Origin of the sequence: Pseudidiomarina marina, from assembly GCF_044807045.1 — a bacterium.
Lineage (GTDB): Bacteria > Pseudomonadota > Gammaproteobacteria > Enterobacterales > Alteromonadaceae > Pseudidiomarina > Pseudidiomarina marina.
Window position 1 is genome coordinate 614,705 of record NZ_CP085233.1, and the last position, 14,239, is coordinate 628,943.

Consider the following 14,239-nt stretch of genomic DNA (forward strand, 5'->3'; position numbering starts at 1 on the left):
GTAAAGAAAAAGGATAAACAGATGAGTTTTACTCGCTTAGATAAAAGTCGAAAGATTCGCGCTGACCGAGGTTCAGAGTTAACCACAGCAAACTGGCAGATTGAAGCAGCTAAACGCATGTTGATGAACAACCTTGATGACGAGGTGGCGGAACACCCACAAGCATTGGTGGTGTATGGCGGTATTGGTCGAGCTGCACGCAGCTGGGAAGCGTTCGACAAAATTGTAGAAGTACTGGAACGGTTAAAGCCAACGGAAACCTTGTTAGTGCAATCGGGTAAGCCGGTTGGTGTATTCCCAACTCATGAAGATGCGCCGCGAGTGCTCATTGCCAACTCGAATTTAGTACCAGAGTGGGCCAACTGGGAACATTTTAACGAGCTCGATAAAAAGGGCTTAATGATGTACGGCCAAATGACCGCCGGATCATGGATTTACATTGGCTCGCAAGGCATTGTCCAAGGCACTTACGAAACCTTTGTATCAGTCGCTCGCCAGCATTTTGATGGGAATACCAACGGCCGTTGGATTCTCACCGGTGGTCTCGGCGGTATGGGCGGTGCGCAGCCATTGGCGGCGACCATGGCTGGTTATTGCATGTTGGCGGTGGACGTGGATGAAACGCGTATTGATTTTCGATTGCGTACACGTTACCTCGATCATAAAGCGACCTCGCTAGATGAAGCGCTTGAATTGATTGAGCAAGCGCGCCACGATGGCCGTGCTATTTCTGTGGGCTTATTAGGTAACGCAGCCGATGTTTTTGCCGAGTTGGTTGAGCGCAATATCACGCCTGACGTAGTAACTGACCAAACATCTGCGCACGATCCTCTGCATGGCTACTTGCCACAAGGATGGACATTAGCAGACTATTTGGAGCGCCAAGAAAGTGACCCAGCCGGCACCGTTACCGCCGCGAAGCAGTCGATGGCAGTGCAAGTGCGCGCCATGTTAACGCTACAAGAGCGTGGCGCGGCAACTTTAGATTACGGCAACAACATCCGCCAAATGGCGAAAGATGTGGGTGTCGATCACGCTTTTGACTTCCCTGGATTCGTGCCCGCCTATATTCGCCCACTATTCTGCCAAGGTATTGGGCCATTCCGTTGGGTGGCATTGTCAGGCGACCCAGAAGACATCTACAAAACCGATGCCAAGGTAAAAGAACTCATTCCAGATGATCCGCACCTGCACAATTGGTTAGACATGGCGCGTGAGCGTATTAGCTTCCAAGGCTTGCCAGCACGTATTTGTTGGATTGGCCTCAAAGATCGCGCACGTATCGCACGAGCATTCAATGACATGGTCAAAAATGGCGAACTGAAAGCGCCGATTGTGATTGGTCGTGATCACCTCGATTCAGGCTCAGTCGCTAGCCCGAACCGCGAAACAGAAAGCATGCTTGATGGTTCAGATGCGGTTTCCGATTGGCCGTTATTGAACGCGCTACTGAATACCGCTGGCGGTGCTACTTGGGTGAGCCTTCACCACGGTGGTGGGGTTGGTATGGGCTACTCGCAACATTCAGGTGTGGTCATTGTGGCCGATGGTTCCGATGCGGCGGATAAACGCTTGAGCCGTGTGCTGTGGAATGACCCAGGTACCGGCGTAATGCGCCATGCCGATGCAGGCTATAACATTGCCAAAGATTGCGCACGTGACCAAGGGTTAGACTTACCGATGCTGGAGGGCAAATAAATGAACGATGTATTTGAATTGCAACCTGGCACCTTAAGCCTGTCACAGTTGCGCCATTGGTGGCAGGAGCCGCAACAGTTGGCATTACATGCTGAAGCCGATGCCGTGATTGCCCGCTCGCACAAGACGGTTGCTGACGTGCTCGCCAAAGGCAAAGTGGTATATGGCATTAATACCGGCTTTGGTTTGTTGGCGAATACGCGCATTCCACCAGAAAAACTGGAAGACTTGCAGCGTCGCATTGTGCTGTCACACGCAGCCGGCACACAAGAGCTCATGGACGATACCGTGGTGCGCTTAATGCTGTTACTGAAAATCAATTCGCTCAGTCGCGGCTTCTCAGGTGTACGCCGTGAAGTGATTGATGCTTTAATTGATTTGCTCAACAACCAAGTCTACCCGTGTGTGCCGAGCAAAGGCTCGGTTGGTGCGTCCGGCGATTTAGCACCACTCGCGCATCTCGTGTTGCCGTTACTTGGTGAAGGCCAAGTTCGCGTAGAAGGCAAAGTTTATCCAGCCGTTGAAGGTATGGCGAAAGCCGGCCTGAAGCCGCTCAACGCATTAGCGCCAAAAGAAGGTTTGGCCTTGTTAAATGGTACCCAAGCCTCAACCGCCCTAGCATTGCATGGCTTGTTCCAAATTGAACGCGTATTCAATGCCGCACTGGTTACCGGAGCTATGGCGGTAGAAGCGGCGATGGGTTCACGCTCACCGTTTGATGCGCGTATTCACGCCGTGCGTGGTCAGCCAGGGCAAATTGCTGTTGCGCAAAGCTTCCGCCAATTATTGGGTGATAGCTCTGAAATTGCTACCGCTCACGTGGATTGCGAAAAAGTACAAGACCCTTATTCCTTGCGTTGTCAGCCACAAGTGATGGGCGCCGTGTTTGACCAATTGCAACACGCCAGTCAAATTTTGGTGCGTGAAGCCAATGGTGTCACTGATAACCCGTTGGTATTTAGTGACAACGGCGACATTATTTCAGGCGGTAACTTCCACGCTGAACCAGTAGCTATGGCAGCCGATATTCTTGCCATTGCGGCGAGTGAAATTGGTGCGCTTTCTGAGCGACGTAGTGCCTTGTTAATTGACCACCACCTCAGTAATTTGCCACCATTTTTGGTGAACGATGGTGGGGTGAATTCTGGCTTTATGTTGGCACAAGTGACAGCCGCAGCTTTAGCGTCTGAGAATAAAACGCTAGCACATCCAGCCTCGGTTGATAGTTTGCCCACCTCGGCCAACCAAGAAGACCATGTATCAATGGCAACGTTTGCTGCGCGTCGATTAACTGACATCGCGCGCAACATCCGGGATATTGTTGCGATTGAGTTGTTAGAGGCGGCGCAAGGCTTAGATTTCCGTCGGCCGTTAAAAGCTGCTGCGGCGGTAGAAGAAGCTCACGCCCGTGTACGTGCACAAGTTAGCTTTTACGATCAAGATCGTTATTTTGCGCCAGATATTGCCGCGATTGCGACATTGATTGAACAAGGCAAATTGCACGATTTAGTGCAGGAAGGAGCAGTACTCGAGGACGCTTAAGCGTCCTCTTCTTCATCTTTCAAAGCCTGGCAGTCGACACATAAAGCGACGTCAGGCTTTGCTGCTAAACGCGCAGCCGAAATTTCCTCGCCACACTCAACACAATAACCATATTCGCCGCTACGCATGCGTTGTAATGCAGCATCAGCGCTTTGTGCTTGGCGCGTTCCCGGTTGCTCATTCACCACGGTTTCAAGTTTACTCCGAATACGTAACAACTGCTGGGCGGATAAATTATCACTCATGTTAACGTCCTTCTTATTTTTCGTTATTAGCTAGCACGACAAACTGACCTGTAAATTCCGCGACGGGTTTATCGCCATCAAATACCTGTGACTTTAAAGTAGCCCGTGCATTTTTACCAAGCGTTAACGCCGATAAATCACCGGTCATTGCTGACAACCGTGCAATCGCACGAGGCTCTCGGCTAACGGGTTTGTGGTAATGAATTTGGCCATCGGCTAACACCACTGCGCCGTGCAGCTGTCGTTCGCGCAATTGTAAATGCAACAACCCCCAGCACGTCAAGGTTGCCAACGAATAAATACTGCCGGCAAACATGGTGCCATGCACATTAATGTTACGTGACAGCGTTGCGGTGGTCTCAAATTCGCGCCCTGTATATTGCGTAATACGAATGCCCATGGTTTCTGAAATTGGAATTTCGCTATGCCAAGTGGTTTGTAACTCTTGGCACCAGTCTGGACGATAAATAATGCGGTTGTATTCAGTCAACGTTTTACGCAGTTGGTGCTCTGCTTGCGGGTTCTTGACCGTATCACCTTCTTCTACCACCTCGTAGCCACACTTAATGTAAAAACCTAAGGTGTTATCGCGAGAGTTAATCACTATGTGCTTGGCGCCTTCCGCGCGTGCGACTTTCTCGAGTTCATAAACAATGGCAACGCCGTGACCTTCACCACGGTGCTCCGGCGCCGATGCCATAAATCGAATCTGCCCTTCGTCGGGACTGTTAAAATGCAACCGCCCTACGGCAACCGCTTGACCAGCGCTATTGACGACCATGCGGTGGTAGCCCACTTGATCGTATTCGTCTTGTTCAGAGCCACGCGGTCGTTGAAAAGGTTCGCGCAATACGCGCCAACGCAAGTCGTAATAAGTGGCAAATTGTTCCGGTGTTTCCGGAGCGATAACACGGTACATAGTTAACCCTTGTTGTTGGAATGCAGCATGAAGGTAACGGGCCCATCGTTGACCAAAGCCACTTTCATATCCGCACCAAATTCACCTGTCGCAGTGTGAATGCCAAGCTGATTGAGCGCATCCACAAAGGCTAAATACAGTGGTTCAGCCTGGCTTGGTGGCGCAGCTGAAGAAAAGCTCGGACGTCGACCCGACTGGGTATCCGCTGCCAAGGTAAATTGCGAAACCACCAACACGCCGCCTTGAACATCTTGCACACTCAAATTCATTTTATCTTCAGCATCAGCAAATAGGCGATAACCAGCTACTTTGGTTGCCAGCTTGGTTACATCATCAAGCGTGTCGGTTCTATCGATACCGAGCAAGACTAACAAGCCGTGCGCTATGGCGCCAATACGCTCACCGGCAACAGTGACGGATGCCTCACTGACGCGTTGAATTAATGCTTTCATTCACTTCCTTCGGTTGTTACTTCAGATTCAGATTTTGGAGGGTGGAAAAACTCCTCAATGCTGGCGGTAAGTTCGGCGCCCACCAGCACAATGTTCCAAGACACAAATATCCACAGTAGCAAGATTGGAATTGCTGCCAGCGCACCATAAATTGCCTGATAACTAGGAAACGCCGTAATGTAGGCTGCAAAGCCAGTTTTACTAAGTTCGAACAAGATTGCGGCCAACAACGCTCCCCAAAATGCATGTCGGGCGCGCACTATACGGTTTGGCATCATGATGTACAACAGCATAAACGCCACTAACGAAGTGAGAATGGGTACGATGCTTAATAATGTCGTACGCACCCCAGATACATAAACTTCAGCGGCCGCTGTCAGTGATATCAAATAGGAGGTCACTGCCATACCTGAGCCCATCAGGATTGGACCGAGAGTCAAAATCATCCAGTAAACCGCGAGTGCAACCACCATCCGGCGGCGTTTGTGATTTCGCCAAATGCGGTTCATGGTGCCATCGATTGTGCTGATCAAATTGACAGCGACGACAATAACGAAGATCACCCCAACGGTTGTCATTTTCGAAACATTGCTCACAAACTGATTCAAATACTCGCTGATCACTTCGCCAGACGTCGGCAATAAATTCGCAAACAATAATTTTTCGAGCTCTTCTTTTAATTGCTCGAACATCGGGAAAGCCGAGAACACCGAAAACATCACCACAAGCAATGGTACTAAGGCGAGCATGCTCACAAAGGTTAAATGGCCAGCAACAATGGTCACGCGGTCATCTAGACAGCGCTTGCCAAAATATTTCAAGAACCGCCAAGCCTTCCGGCCACGTTCTTGCCATCGTTTTAATGCGGTTTGCTCAGGTGTTGTTTCGCTCATTCCGCTCTCTTTTGAATTGCCGTTTGCTGCAACTTTTGGCATCACTATAATCCCAAACCGTGCAAATCACGTAAATAACATACCTTGTTCTTGGCTAATCGCCAATTATAGAGACAGATTGTTGGTTTTGTGAGGAGTGATTCTATGCAGGTACTCATCATTGGTGCCGGTGGTGGTATTGGGCAAGCGTTGGTGCAGTATTACCACCAACAAGGTGCACGTGTGCAAGCGCTAAGCCGTCAGCAGGTGTCGAAATTACCGGGCCACTGGTTGCAAGTAACTGATTATACCGAAGCCAGCCTCCAACGCATTGTGTCGCAGTTGCAACAACCGGATGTTGTGATAAGTACACTCGGCATTTTGCATAACGATGATTTTATGCCAGAAAAGCGCCTTGCTGATTTGAATTGGCATCAATTGCAGCAAACCTATTACGTGAATGCAGTACTTCCCATTTTACTACTGCAGCAGTTGCTGCCTATTTTGCCGAAAAAGAGTCCATGTGTGTGGGCGCAGCTTAGCGCGAAAGTCGGTAGTATTACCGATAACTATTTAGGCGGTTGGTATAGTTATCGAGCCAGTAAAGCGGCATTAAACATGTTGTTGAAAACCGCCTCAGTTGAACTCAAGCGCACCCACAAACAGCTCTGCTTGGCAGCAATTCATCCGGGCACCACCGATACCGAGCTATCGCAACCGTTTCAGCAACGTATAGCGGCCGATAAATTGTATACACCAGCGCAGTCGGCTGAGCGAATCGCTACCGTTATCAAGCAATTAACTGCTGAAGATTCAGGCGGTTTTTGGCATTGGGATGGCTCGCCGTTACCGTATTAAGCTATACTGACCGCACAACAGCCAACTAAGGAGTGGTTATGCGTTACTTGATGAATTGGACTGGCGTTATGTTCGCCGTTGTGGTTTTGGCAGGTTGCCAAAGCGCATACTACGGTGCCATGGAGAAAGTCGGCATCCACAAACGTGACATTTTGGTCGACCGTGTCGACGATGCTCGCGACGCACAATCTGACGCACAGGAAGAATTTAAATCAGCATTGCAACGCCTCGATGAGTTGTTGCAGTTCGACGGTGGTGAGTTAGAAGCGCGTTACAATGCTTTAAACGACGATTATGAGAGTAGCAAAGCGGCTGCCGAGCGCGTTTATGAACGCATTGAGGCCATCGATGATGTTGCTCAAGCATTATTTGATGAGTGGCAAGAAGAGCTCGGTATGTATAGTAATGACTCTATGCGTCGCGAAAGTGAGCGGTCACTTCGCGAAACCGAACGTCGTTACACGAGTTTGTTACAAAGCATGGAAAGAGCCGCCGACACGATGGCGCCGGTTCTCGAGAAACTACAAGACAACGTACTGTATTTAAAACATAACTTAAACGCGAAAGCCGTTGATGCAATTCGTGGTGAGTATCGCAGTTTGCGCACCGATGTTGATGTTTTAATTCGTGAAATGGAATCTGCCATTCAAGAGTCGAATGCATTCATTGAAGCCATGAAGGAGGGATCGTAATGAGTTTATTGATTCTCGCTGGGAGCAGTCGTAAAGAATCACTCAATGGTAAATTTCAGAAGCGTATTGCTGAAGTTGCAGAAAGTGACGGGCGTGCGTGTTATTTATATCCTGCAGCAGAGTTAGATGCACCTATCTACAATGGCGACTATGAAGATGAAAATGGTGTGCCATCCAACATTCAGAAGCTCGCAACCGCAATTTCTGACGCCACCAAGATCGTCATTGTCACGCCAGAGTACAACAGCTCGGTGCCGCCATTACTTAAGAACGCGATTGATTGGACAACGCGGCTTGAGCAAAACCCTTGGGTGGGTAAGAACGTGTTATTGGCAGGTGCATCGCCAGGGCGTATGGGTGCGATGCGATCGATGACGCATTTAATGGTGGTTATGGCGGCGATCAAGAGCTACGTGGCGCCAATGTTTTTAAGTTGCCCGCAAGCCAGCGATGAGACCATCGCGAACTTCGATGCCAAACAAATCAAAGGCTTTTTAAAGCAAGGCGATTAACAGCTGAAGCTTATGCGCCGCGCGGCTTTAAGCCGGCGAGATAAGTATCAATGGCTTGGCTGGCTGTTTGTGATAAATCAAAGTAAGTTTTATCCAGCAGCCAGTTATACATCAATCCGTCTACTAGGCTAAACAAGCCCATAACAGTCGCTTTTGAATCATATTTCTCATCAATTAAACCTTGCTCCTTGGCTTTGTCAGCCAGCAACACGCATTCAGTGATACAAGCATTACGGCCACCTAAGTGACGTAAATGAATCGGCAATGCGTCATCAACATACTCACATTTATGCAGGAGAATATTCACGAGAGCCTGTGTATGCGGATCATCTTGCACTTGACCGATGATGTGGAAGCAGCGGGCACGTAACAATGACACCGGATCACCTTGATAGGTTTGCGCCAGTTCGTCACGCATTTCGTCTACCGGTAGACGCACTCGCTCCATCAAGGCATCAATCAAATCCAGTTTATTCTGGAAATGGTGATAAATAGCCCCCCGAGTCACTCCAGCCGCTTCAGCCACTTGATTCATTGAAGTATTAGAAACTCCTTGTTCACTGAACAAGCGTTCAGCAGCATCAAGCAATGCAGCTTTTGTTGTTAACGCATCTTCTTTGGTACGACGAACCACATCTCACCTCATTACGTAGTAGTGATGACATTATAATCGATTTTAAACAAACATGCATGTATGTATGTAAAAAGATCAATAAACTGGTCATAAAACGATGCTATGCTGTTAACGACACTTAATTTTGTTGGAGGTCGACCATGAAAAATGATATTGACCAACGCCTCGTGTTAGACGCGTTTGAAACCATTATTGAATATGGCAAGCCAGATGACGAAGGGCGAAAAACCTTAGAAGGTATAACGGCTTATACCGATTTCGATGGCTATACGGTGTTTTTGGAAGGCCAAGGTGTCAACATGCGCCTCGAATTCCATAATAAGTATCATTTGGATTACGAAAATGAACGGCAGTTCGAAAACTTTATGAAGGCCATTGAAAATATCAGCAAAGGCCACTATACCCCTGAACGTGGCGAATAATTTAACCAAAAGGTAAACGTCGTGAGTAAACATAAACCCTACAGTTTGGCTGAAGAAATAGCCCATGCACTGACGCATGGCGTTGGGGCCATTGCCGCTATAGTCGGGTTGGTGTTTATGTTGGTTTGGGCAGTATCTTACGGTGATACCTTTCATGTGGTGAGCGCCGGCATTTACGGCGCGAGCTTAATTTTACTCTACCTCGCGTCAACACTCTATCATGCGTTTCCGTGGCCACGTATCAAAGCTTTCTTTCAACAGATGGATCACGCTGCTATTTATGTGCTAATTGCCGGTACTTACACACCGTTTGCACTGGTTAATTTGCGTGGTGCGTGGGGATGGACGCTGTTAGCTGTGGTGTGGAGCATTGCGCTGATTGGCGTCATCATGGAAGTTGCCATGAAAGAGCGTAAAAAGTGGTTGTCGCTCTCTCTCTATCTTGGCTTAGGCTGGATGGCTCTAGTGGTGATTCAACCGATGCTTGAAACCGTTGAAGCCGGCGGTTTGTGGTTACTGTTAGCTGGCGGCCTTGCCTATACCTTCGGCGTCATTTTCTACGTGTGGAAATCGCTGCGCTTTCATCACGCCATTTGGCACGTATTCGTGCTCGCCGGCAGCGTACTTCACTTCTTCTCAGTGTTCTATTTTGTGCTGCCGCACCCCGATGTGATTTAGTGGCTTGCCTTTCTGAACGGAACGGGCTATGGTCTGCTCCGCACAGTGAGGAAGCCATGTTTAAAGCTGATTTTTCAATTCAAAGTACCGCACTTACCTTTCCAGTTTAAGCCGATTGCAGCCTAGCAATCGGCACCTGTAGTTATTCCCAAAATTCAATTTTTCGTGTTTCAGTTCGGTAGGAGAAAATGCCGTGCTTGCGCGTGTAATGAACTATTGCAGTTCAACCTCGTGTTTTAATCATTACCTCTTTCAGTGTCAGCAACGCCGAGTGTTACAACACCCGTTATTGCTCTCTGATTTGCTGCAACGTTTAGAGCGTATACATCAGCCACGATCACGTATTCATCCATGTGTCGAAATCGGATCGGAAGTCACGATACGACACATTCTAACGCACGGGTGTGTGGGCGATGTCTTTACTTTCCAGCTTGTCGAGCCAAGTCGTGCCAACCCACATCAGGGCCTTGTTTCATACTTGTCCCCGGTTGGGTTGGCACTACTTGCATTGCCATTAGGCGCAGAGTTTTCGGTTGTTTCAGGGGCTAGCGAGAGTCGCTGGCGATTAATGGCACTCAATCGTAAAGGAGCGAGCAATGAGTAAAGAAAAGGCGAAAAAGAAGCCACAAAAAACACTAAAAGAAAAACGTCGTGAGAAGAAAAACAAGAGTCACGACTAGATTCAAGAGCACCCACTGGGTGCTCTTTTTGTTACCCTATCGAGTCAATATAATTTTTGAATTATATAATTTCTAACTTATAATGAGTGAATCCATGGAATGGAAAATATTATTAACGGAAAAATACGCAAGCTGGTTTCTTTGTTTAACGACTGAAGAGCAAATCGAAATTCAAACCGCGGTTGATGTGCTTGAAATACTGGGTCCATATTTGCGCCGTCCGTTGAGTGACAGCGTAAAAGGAGCATCCAAAATTTCAAATTTAAAGGAGCTCCGGATTCAGCATCGTGGAAAACCGTATCGGGTATTTTACGCCTTTGATCCAAACCGAATGGCGGTGCTTTTGTGTGGTGGCCGCAAGGATGGCTCAGGAGATAAGCATTTTTATCAACGAATGATAAGACTCGCCGAAGAAGAATTTGAAAATCATTTGAGTAACATTATTCGCTCGAATGAGAGGAGTAAGAATGACTAGATCATTGAATGAATTCCGTAAGCAAATTGCCCCCGAGGTTCAAACGAAAGCTCGTGAAAAAGCATTAAATATTGTAGCGGAAATGACGTTAGCTGAAGTTCGAAAGCACCGCGGCGTAAAACAGGTTGAATTAGCCAAGAGGCTACGAATGGCGCAACCAAATATATCGCAGATTGAGGCGCGACCTGATGCTTTGCTAAGCACACTGGAGCAGTATGTGGCAGCTTTGGGCGGTGAACTTAAGCTACAGGCGGTTTTTCCCGATGGCGATCAAATGACGATTAAGAGGATTGGCTAAAAGACGTTTATCTACCTATTTAATAAGCAAAAAATAAGCGCCTGAAAAGGCGCTTATTGTGTATTGCTAAACAGGTAAACGATTATAGCTTAGTCGTCTTTGCTACGGCTAGCGCGTTTACGCTCGTTTTCGGTCAGCATACGCTTACGAATACGAATTGATTTTGGCGTGATTTCTACCAGCTCGTCGTCATCGATAAACTCAAGTGCTTGTTCAAGCGACATACGAATTGGTGGGGTTAACAACAACGCGTCATCAGTACCCGCGGCACGGATGTTAGTTAGCTGCTTACCTTTCAAACAGTTAACGGTAAGGTCGTTTGAACGGCTGTGAATACCAATCACCATACCTTCGTATACTTCTTCCGCGTGACCAATCATCAAACGGCCGCGCTCTTGCAAGTTAAACAAGGCGTAGGCTAAGGCTTTACCTTGAGCATTTGAAATCAATACACCGTTGATGCGCTGACCAATGTTACCGCCTTTGAATGGGCCGTAATGGTCAAAGCTGTGATACATCAAACCAGTACCTGACGACAACGTCATGAACTCAGTTTGGAAACCAATCAAACCACGACTCGGTACGATAAAGTCGATACGAACACGGCCTTTACCATCAGGGGTCATGTTGGTCATTTCAGCTTTACGTAAGCCGAGTTTTTCCATCACTGAGCCTTGGTGTTGCTCTTCGATATCGACGGTTAAGTTTTCAAACGGCTCTTCTTTCACACCGTTCACTTCACGCATGATAACTTCAGGGCGTGATACCGCTAATTCAAAACCTTCACGACGCATGTTTTCAATCAATACGCCTAAGTGCAATTCACCGCGACCAGAAACACGGAAACGATCTGGGTTGTCGGTTTCTTGAACACGCAACGCCACGTTGTGCTTCAGCTCTTGCTGCAAACGCTCAAGAATTTGACGTGAAGTCACGAATTTACCTTCTTTACCGGCAAACGGTGAGGTGTTGACCTGGAAGGTCATGGTTACTGTAGGTTCATCAACGGTAAGTGGCGGTAGCGCTTCAACTGCACCCGCTGCACACACAGTGTCAGAAATTTTAAGTTCACCCAAACCGGTTACTGCAACGATATCGCCGGCGCTGGCTTGATCCGTTTCAATACGGTCAAGGCCCAAGTAGCCAAAGATTTGACCAACTTTGCCGTTACGTTTGGTGCCGTCAGCGCCAACCACGGTGACCTGCTGGTTCAACTTCAACGTACCGCGCTTAATACGGCCGATGCCAATGATGCCCACGTAGCTTGAGTAATCCAGCTGTGAGATTTGCATTTGCAACGCACCTTCACGGTCGGCATCCGGTGGCGATACTTTCTCAAGAATCGTCTCGAATAAGGCCGTCATGTTGTCGGTTTGCTCGTTGTAATCTAGAGTCGCCCAACCGTTCAACGCTGAAGCGTAAACCACTGGGAAGTCTAACTGTTCGTCGGTTGCACCTAAGTTATCGAATAAGTCGAATACTTGGTCCATAACCCAATCAGGACGTGCGCCCGGGCGGTCAATTTTGTTGATAACCACAATTGGTTTCAAACCGTGTGCGAACGCTTTTTGCGTAACGAATCGAGTTTGTGGCATTGGGCCGTCAACCGCGTCAACAACCAATAATACCGAGTCGGCCATCGACAATACGCGCTCTACTTCACCACCGAAATCGGCGTGTCCTGGCGTGTCCAAAATATTGATGCGGTAGTCTTTGTAGTTTACCGCAGTGTTTTTCGCCAAAATGGTGATGCCACGTTCTTTCTCAAGATCGTTGGAGTCCATGATGCGTTCTTCTACGCCACCGCGGCTCTCAAGAGTGCCCGATTGCTGTAAAAGTTTATCAACCAAGGTTGTTTTGCCATGGTCAACGTGCGCAATAATTGCAATATTACGCAGCTTGGAAAGTTCAGTCGCTTGAATTGTCATTGATAAAGCCTGTAAAAAACGCGAGGAGACGGTATGAGCCGCCATTGGTTAAAATAGCGGCGTATTATACGCTTGCGCGCTTATACAAGCTAGTTTTTTTCGTTGGTGGCGTCGCCGTTGTCGGCGTCAGATTGCTTCAGACGTTTGTCCCAGCGTTGCTGAGCATAGCGACGTAGGCTTGGAATGGTATCGGTTTCATCCATAATGGGTTGGCCCAGAATAGTCTCGATAATATCTTCGAGGGTAACTAACCCCATCCAAGTGCCGTGCTCATCAAATACTAGTGCCATGTGCTGACGTTGATCTAAGAGCATCCGCATCACTTGTTCTACGTTGACAGTTTCGGAAACCACTTCGACATCGCGCGCCAGCTCGTTAATGGTTTTGTCGGTATCCGATTCGAGCGCTTCGTTACGCAAAATAATGCCGTGCGGTACTTCGTCGGCGTCAATTACAGGAAAACGCGAGTAAGGCATCGTTTTCGCACGATATAGAAACTCACTAATGGTTTCGTCAGGACGCACCGATTCACAAACAGTTCGCGGCGTCATTACGTCGCGAACTCGAATGGTATGCAAATCGAGCATGTTACCAATCACGCGGCGTTCATCGGCATCAATTAATTTTTGTTCATAACCTAAAATGGCGAGCGCTTTAATTTCCGAACGCACGTCGACATGTTCTTCGCCGCCAATGCGCTTGGTGATTTGATCAGACAGCCAAATGAATGGACGTAAGATCATAATCATGAAATTTAAAATGCTTGGTAACGTCGGTGCGAGTTGACGCCAGAATTTCGCGCCAATCGTTTTTGGCAAAATCTCTGAAAGCACCAAAATAAGAACTGTCATGACGGCTGAAGCAGCCGCTAAATAACCATCGCCAAATACCACACCAACTTGCGCACCAACACCGGCTGCACCAGCGGTGTGCGCAACGGTGTTTAATGTCAAAATAGCCGCTAACGGACGGTCAATATTGGTTTTTAATTTCTGTAATTTTGCGTGTAGCTTGGGGCGCTGTTCTTTCAGATGCGCAATATAGCTTGGGGTAATTGAAAGCAGTGCCGCTTCCAAAATAGAACATATAAATGAAATACCAACAGCAACAAACGCAAAAACAATTAAAAGAAACATAGGGTCGCTTCGTTAACAAATGAATCGATATTTTGGCAGAGCGCCTGCTTTTTCACAATATAAAAAAATGAGGACATTTGCCGACATCTTCGGTTAAAAGTTGTAACTTCGCGAAATACTGATATCGCCTCTCTCGTTAGGCCTGATGCAGGTCAATATTTTATCGAAATTGATGTTCAAGATAACTGAGAATAGGTT

17 protein-coding genes are annotated in these 14,239 nt (G+C 47.8%); 10 read left to right on the plus strand and 7 right to left on the minus strand.

The genetic code is table 11. The annotated features are described in order from the left end of the window. Positions 1-21 precede the first annotated feature (21 nt). Entirely contained in the window at positions 22-1,698 is a 1,677-nt protein-coding gene (gene hutU / locus LG272_RS02960) for a urocanate hydratase (RefSeq protein ID WP_404409560.1), read from the plus strand. Beyond that, positions 1,699-3,240, plus strand: coding sequence for a histidine ammonia-lyase (gene hutH / locus LG272_RS02965; RefSeq protein ID WP_404409562.1), 1,542 nt, complete (start codon positions 1,699-1,701; stop codon positions 3,238-3,240). Here the strand turns inward: hutH and LG272_RS02970 are convergent. The 4 genes from LG272_RS02970 to LG272_RS02985 are packed head-to-tail and all read right to left on the minus strand — an operon-like array spanning position 3,237 to position 5,749. Then, positions 3,237-3,485 carry a TraR/DksA family transcriptional regulator gene (locus tag LG272_RS02970; protein ID WP_092857400.1) on the minus strand — a complete coding sequence of 83 codons (249 nt, stop codon included), beginning with the start codon at positions 3,483-3,485 and terminating at the stop codon, positions 3,237-3,239. The two genes, hutH and LG272_RS02970, sit on opposite strands and share 4 nt — an antisense overlap. 13 nt (positions 3,486-3,498) lie before the next feature. Next, on the minus strand, positions 3,499-4,404 hold the full coding sequence (locus LG272_RS02975) for a bifunctional GNAT family N-acetyltransferase/hotdog fold thioesterase (RefSeq protein WP_126760023.1): 906 nt from the start codon (positions 4,402-4,404) through the stop codon (positions 3,499-3,501). A gap of 2 nt (positions 4,405-4,406) precedes the next feature. After that, positions 4,407-4,856: a D-aminoacyl-tRNA deacylase gene (gene dtd / locus LG272_RS02980; RefSeq protein WP_404409565.1), complete on the minus strand. Its 450-nt coding sequence runs from the start codon at positions 4,854-4,856 to the stop codon at positions 4,407-4,409. After that, positions 4,853-5,749 carry a virulence factor BrkB family protein gene (locus tag LG272_RS02985; protein WP_404409569.1) on the minus strand — a complete coding sequence of 299 codons (897 nt, stop codon included), beginning with the start codon at positions 5,747-5,749 and terminating at the stop codon, positions 4,853-4,855. The genes dtd and LG272_RS02985 overlap by 4 nt, the downstream gene beginning before the upstream one ends. A gap of 144 nt (positions 5,750-5,893) precedes the next feature. Here LG272_RS02985 and LG272_RS02990 point away from each other — a divergent pair, with 144 nt between their 5' ends. From LG272_RS02990 to LG272_RS03000, 3 genes are read left to right on the plus strand one after another with little or no spacing between them, the layout of a single operon-like run. Next, positions 5,894-6,586: an SDR family NAD(P)-dependent oxidoreductase gene (locus LG272_RS02990; protein ID WP_404409571.1), complete on the plus strand. Its 693-nt coding sequence runs from the start codon at positions 5,894-5,896 to the stop codon at positions 6,584-6,586. 38 nt (positions 6,587-6,624) lie between these two features. After that, positions 6,625-7,278, plus strand: a complete 654-nt coding sequence (locus tag LG272_RS02995; RefSeq protein WP_126760027.1) for a DUF2959 domain-containing protein — start codon at positions 6,625-6,627, stop codon at positions 7,276-7,278. Continuing rightward, positions 7,278-7,790: an NADPH-dependent FMN reductase gene (locus LG272_RS03000; RefSeq protein WP_404409573.1), complete on the plus strand. Its 513-nt coding sequence runs from the start codon at positions 7,278-7,280 to the stop codon at positions 7,788-7,790. The genes LG272_RS02995 and LG272_RS03000 overlap by 1 nt, the downstream gene beginning before the upstream one ends. A gap of 10 nt (positions 7,791-7,800) precedes the next feature. Here LG272_RS03000 and LG272_RS03005 read toward each other — a convergent pair whose 3' ends face one another. Then, positions 7,801-8,424: a TetR family transcriptional regulator gene (locus tag LG272_RS03005; RefSeq protein ID WP_404409575.1), complete on the minus strand. Its 624-nt coding sequence runs from the start codon at positions 8,422-8,424 to the stop codon at positions 7,801-7,803. A 140-nt stretch (positions 8,425-8,564) separates the two neighbouring features. Here LG272_RS03005 and LG272_RS03010 point away from each other — a divergent pair, with 140 nt between their 5' ends. The 5 genes from LG272_RS03010 to LG272_RS03030 all read left to right on the plus strand — a co-directional run bounded on the left by LG272_RS03010 (position 8,565) and on the right by LG272_RS03030 (position 10,977). Further along, on the plus strand, positions 8,565-8,846 hold the full coding sequence (locus LG272_RS03010) for a DUF3081 family protein (protein ID WP_126760030.1): 282 nt from the start codon (positions 8,565-8,567) through the stop codon (positions 8,844-8,846). A 21-nt stretch (positions 8,847-8,867) separates the two neighbouring features. Next, a complete protein-coding gene (locus LG272_RS03015) occupies positions 8,868-9,524 on the plus strand; it encodes a hemolysin III family protein (protein ID WP_126760031.1) in 657 nt (218 codons plus the stop codon). A 193-nt stretch (positions 9,525-9,717) separates the two neighbouring features. Beyond that, the gene (locus tag LG272_RS03020) at positions 9,718-10,128 is read left to right on the plus strand and encodes a GreA/GreB family elongation factor (RefSeq protein ID WP_404409578.1); all 411 of its coding nucleotides are present in this window, start codon (positions 9,718-9,720) and stop codon (positions 10,126-10,128) included. 170 nt (positions 10,129-10,298) lie between these two features. Continuing rightward, positions 10,299-10,679, plus strand: coding sequence for a type II toxin-antitoxin system RelE/ParE family toxin (locus LG272_RS03025; RefSeq protein ID WP_404409580.1), 381 nt, complete (start codon positions 10,299-10,301; stop codon positions 10,677-10,679). After that, positions 10,672-10,977 (plus strand): helix-turn-helix domain-containing protein, encoded by a 306-nt coding sequence (locus tag LG272_RS03030; RefSeq protein ID WP_126760034.1) that lies wholly within the window; start codon positions 10,672-10,674, stop codon positions 10,975-10,977. Before LG272_RS03025 ends, LG272_RS03030 begins: the two co-directional genes overlap by 8 nt. An 89-nt stretch (positions 10,978-11,066) precedes the next feature. Here LG272_RS03030 and typA read toward each other — a convergent pair whose 3' ends face one another. Then, positions 11,067-12,905 carry a translational GTPase TypA gene (gene typA, locus LG272_RS03035; protein ID WP_404409583.1) on the minus strand — a complete coding sequence of 613 codons (1,839 nt, stop codon included), beginning with the start codon at positions 12,903-12,905 and terminating at the stop codon, positions 11,067-11,069. 89 nt (positions 12,906-12,994) lie between these two features. Continuing rightward, positions 12,995-14,041 carry a CNNM domain-containing protein gene (locus LG272_RS03040; protein ID WP_404409585.1) on the minus strand — a complete coding sequence of 349 codons (1,047 nt, stop codon included), beginning with the start codon at positions 14,039-14,041 and terminating at the stop codon, positions 12,995-12,997. Between the last annotated feature and the right edge of the window lie 198 nt (positions 14,042-14,239).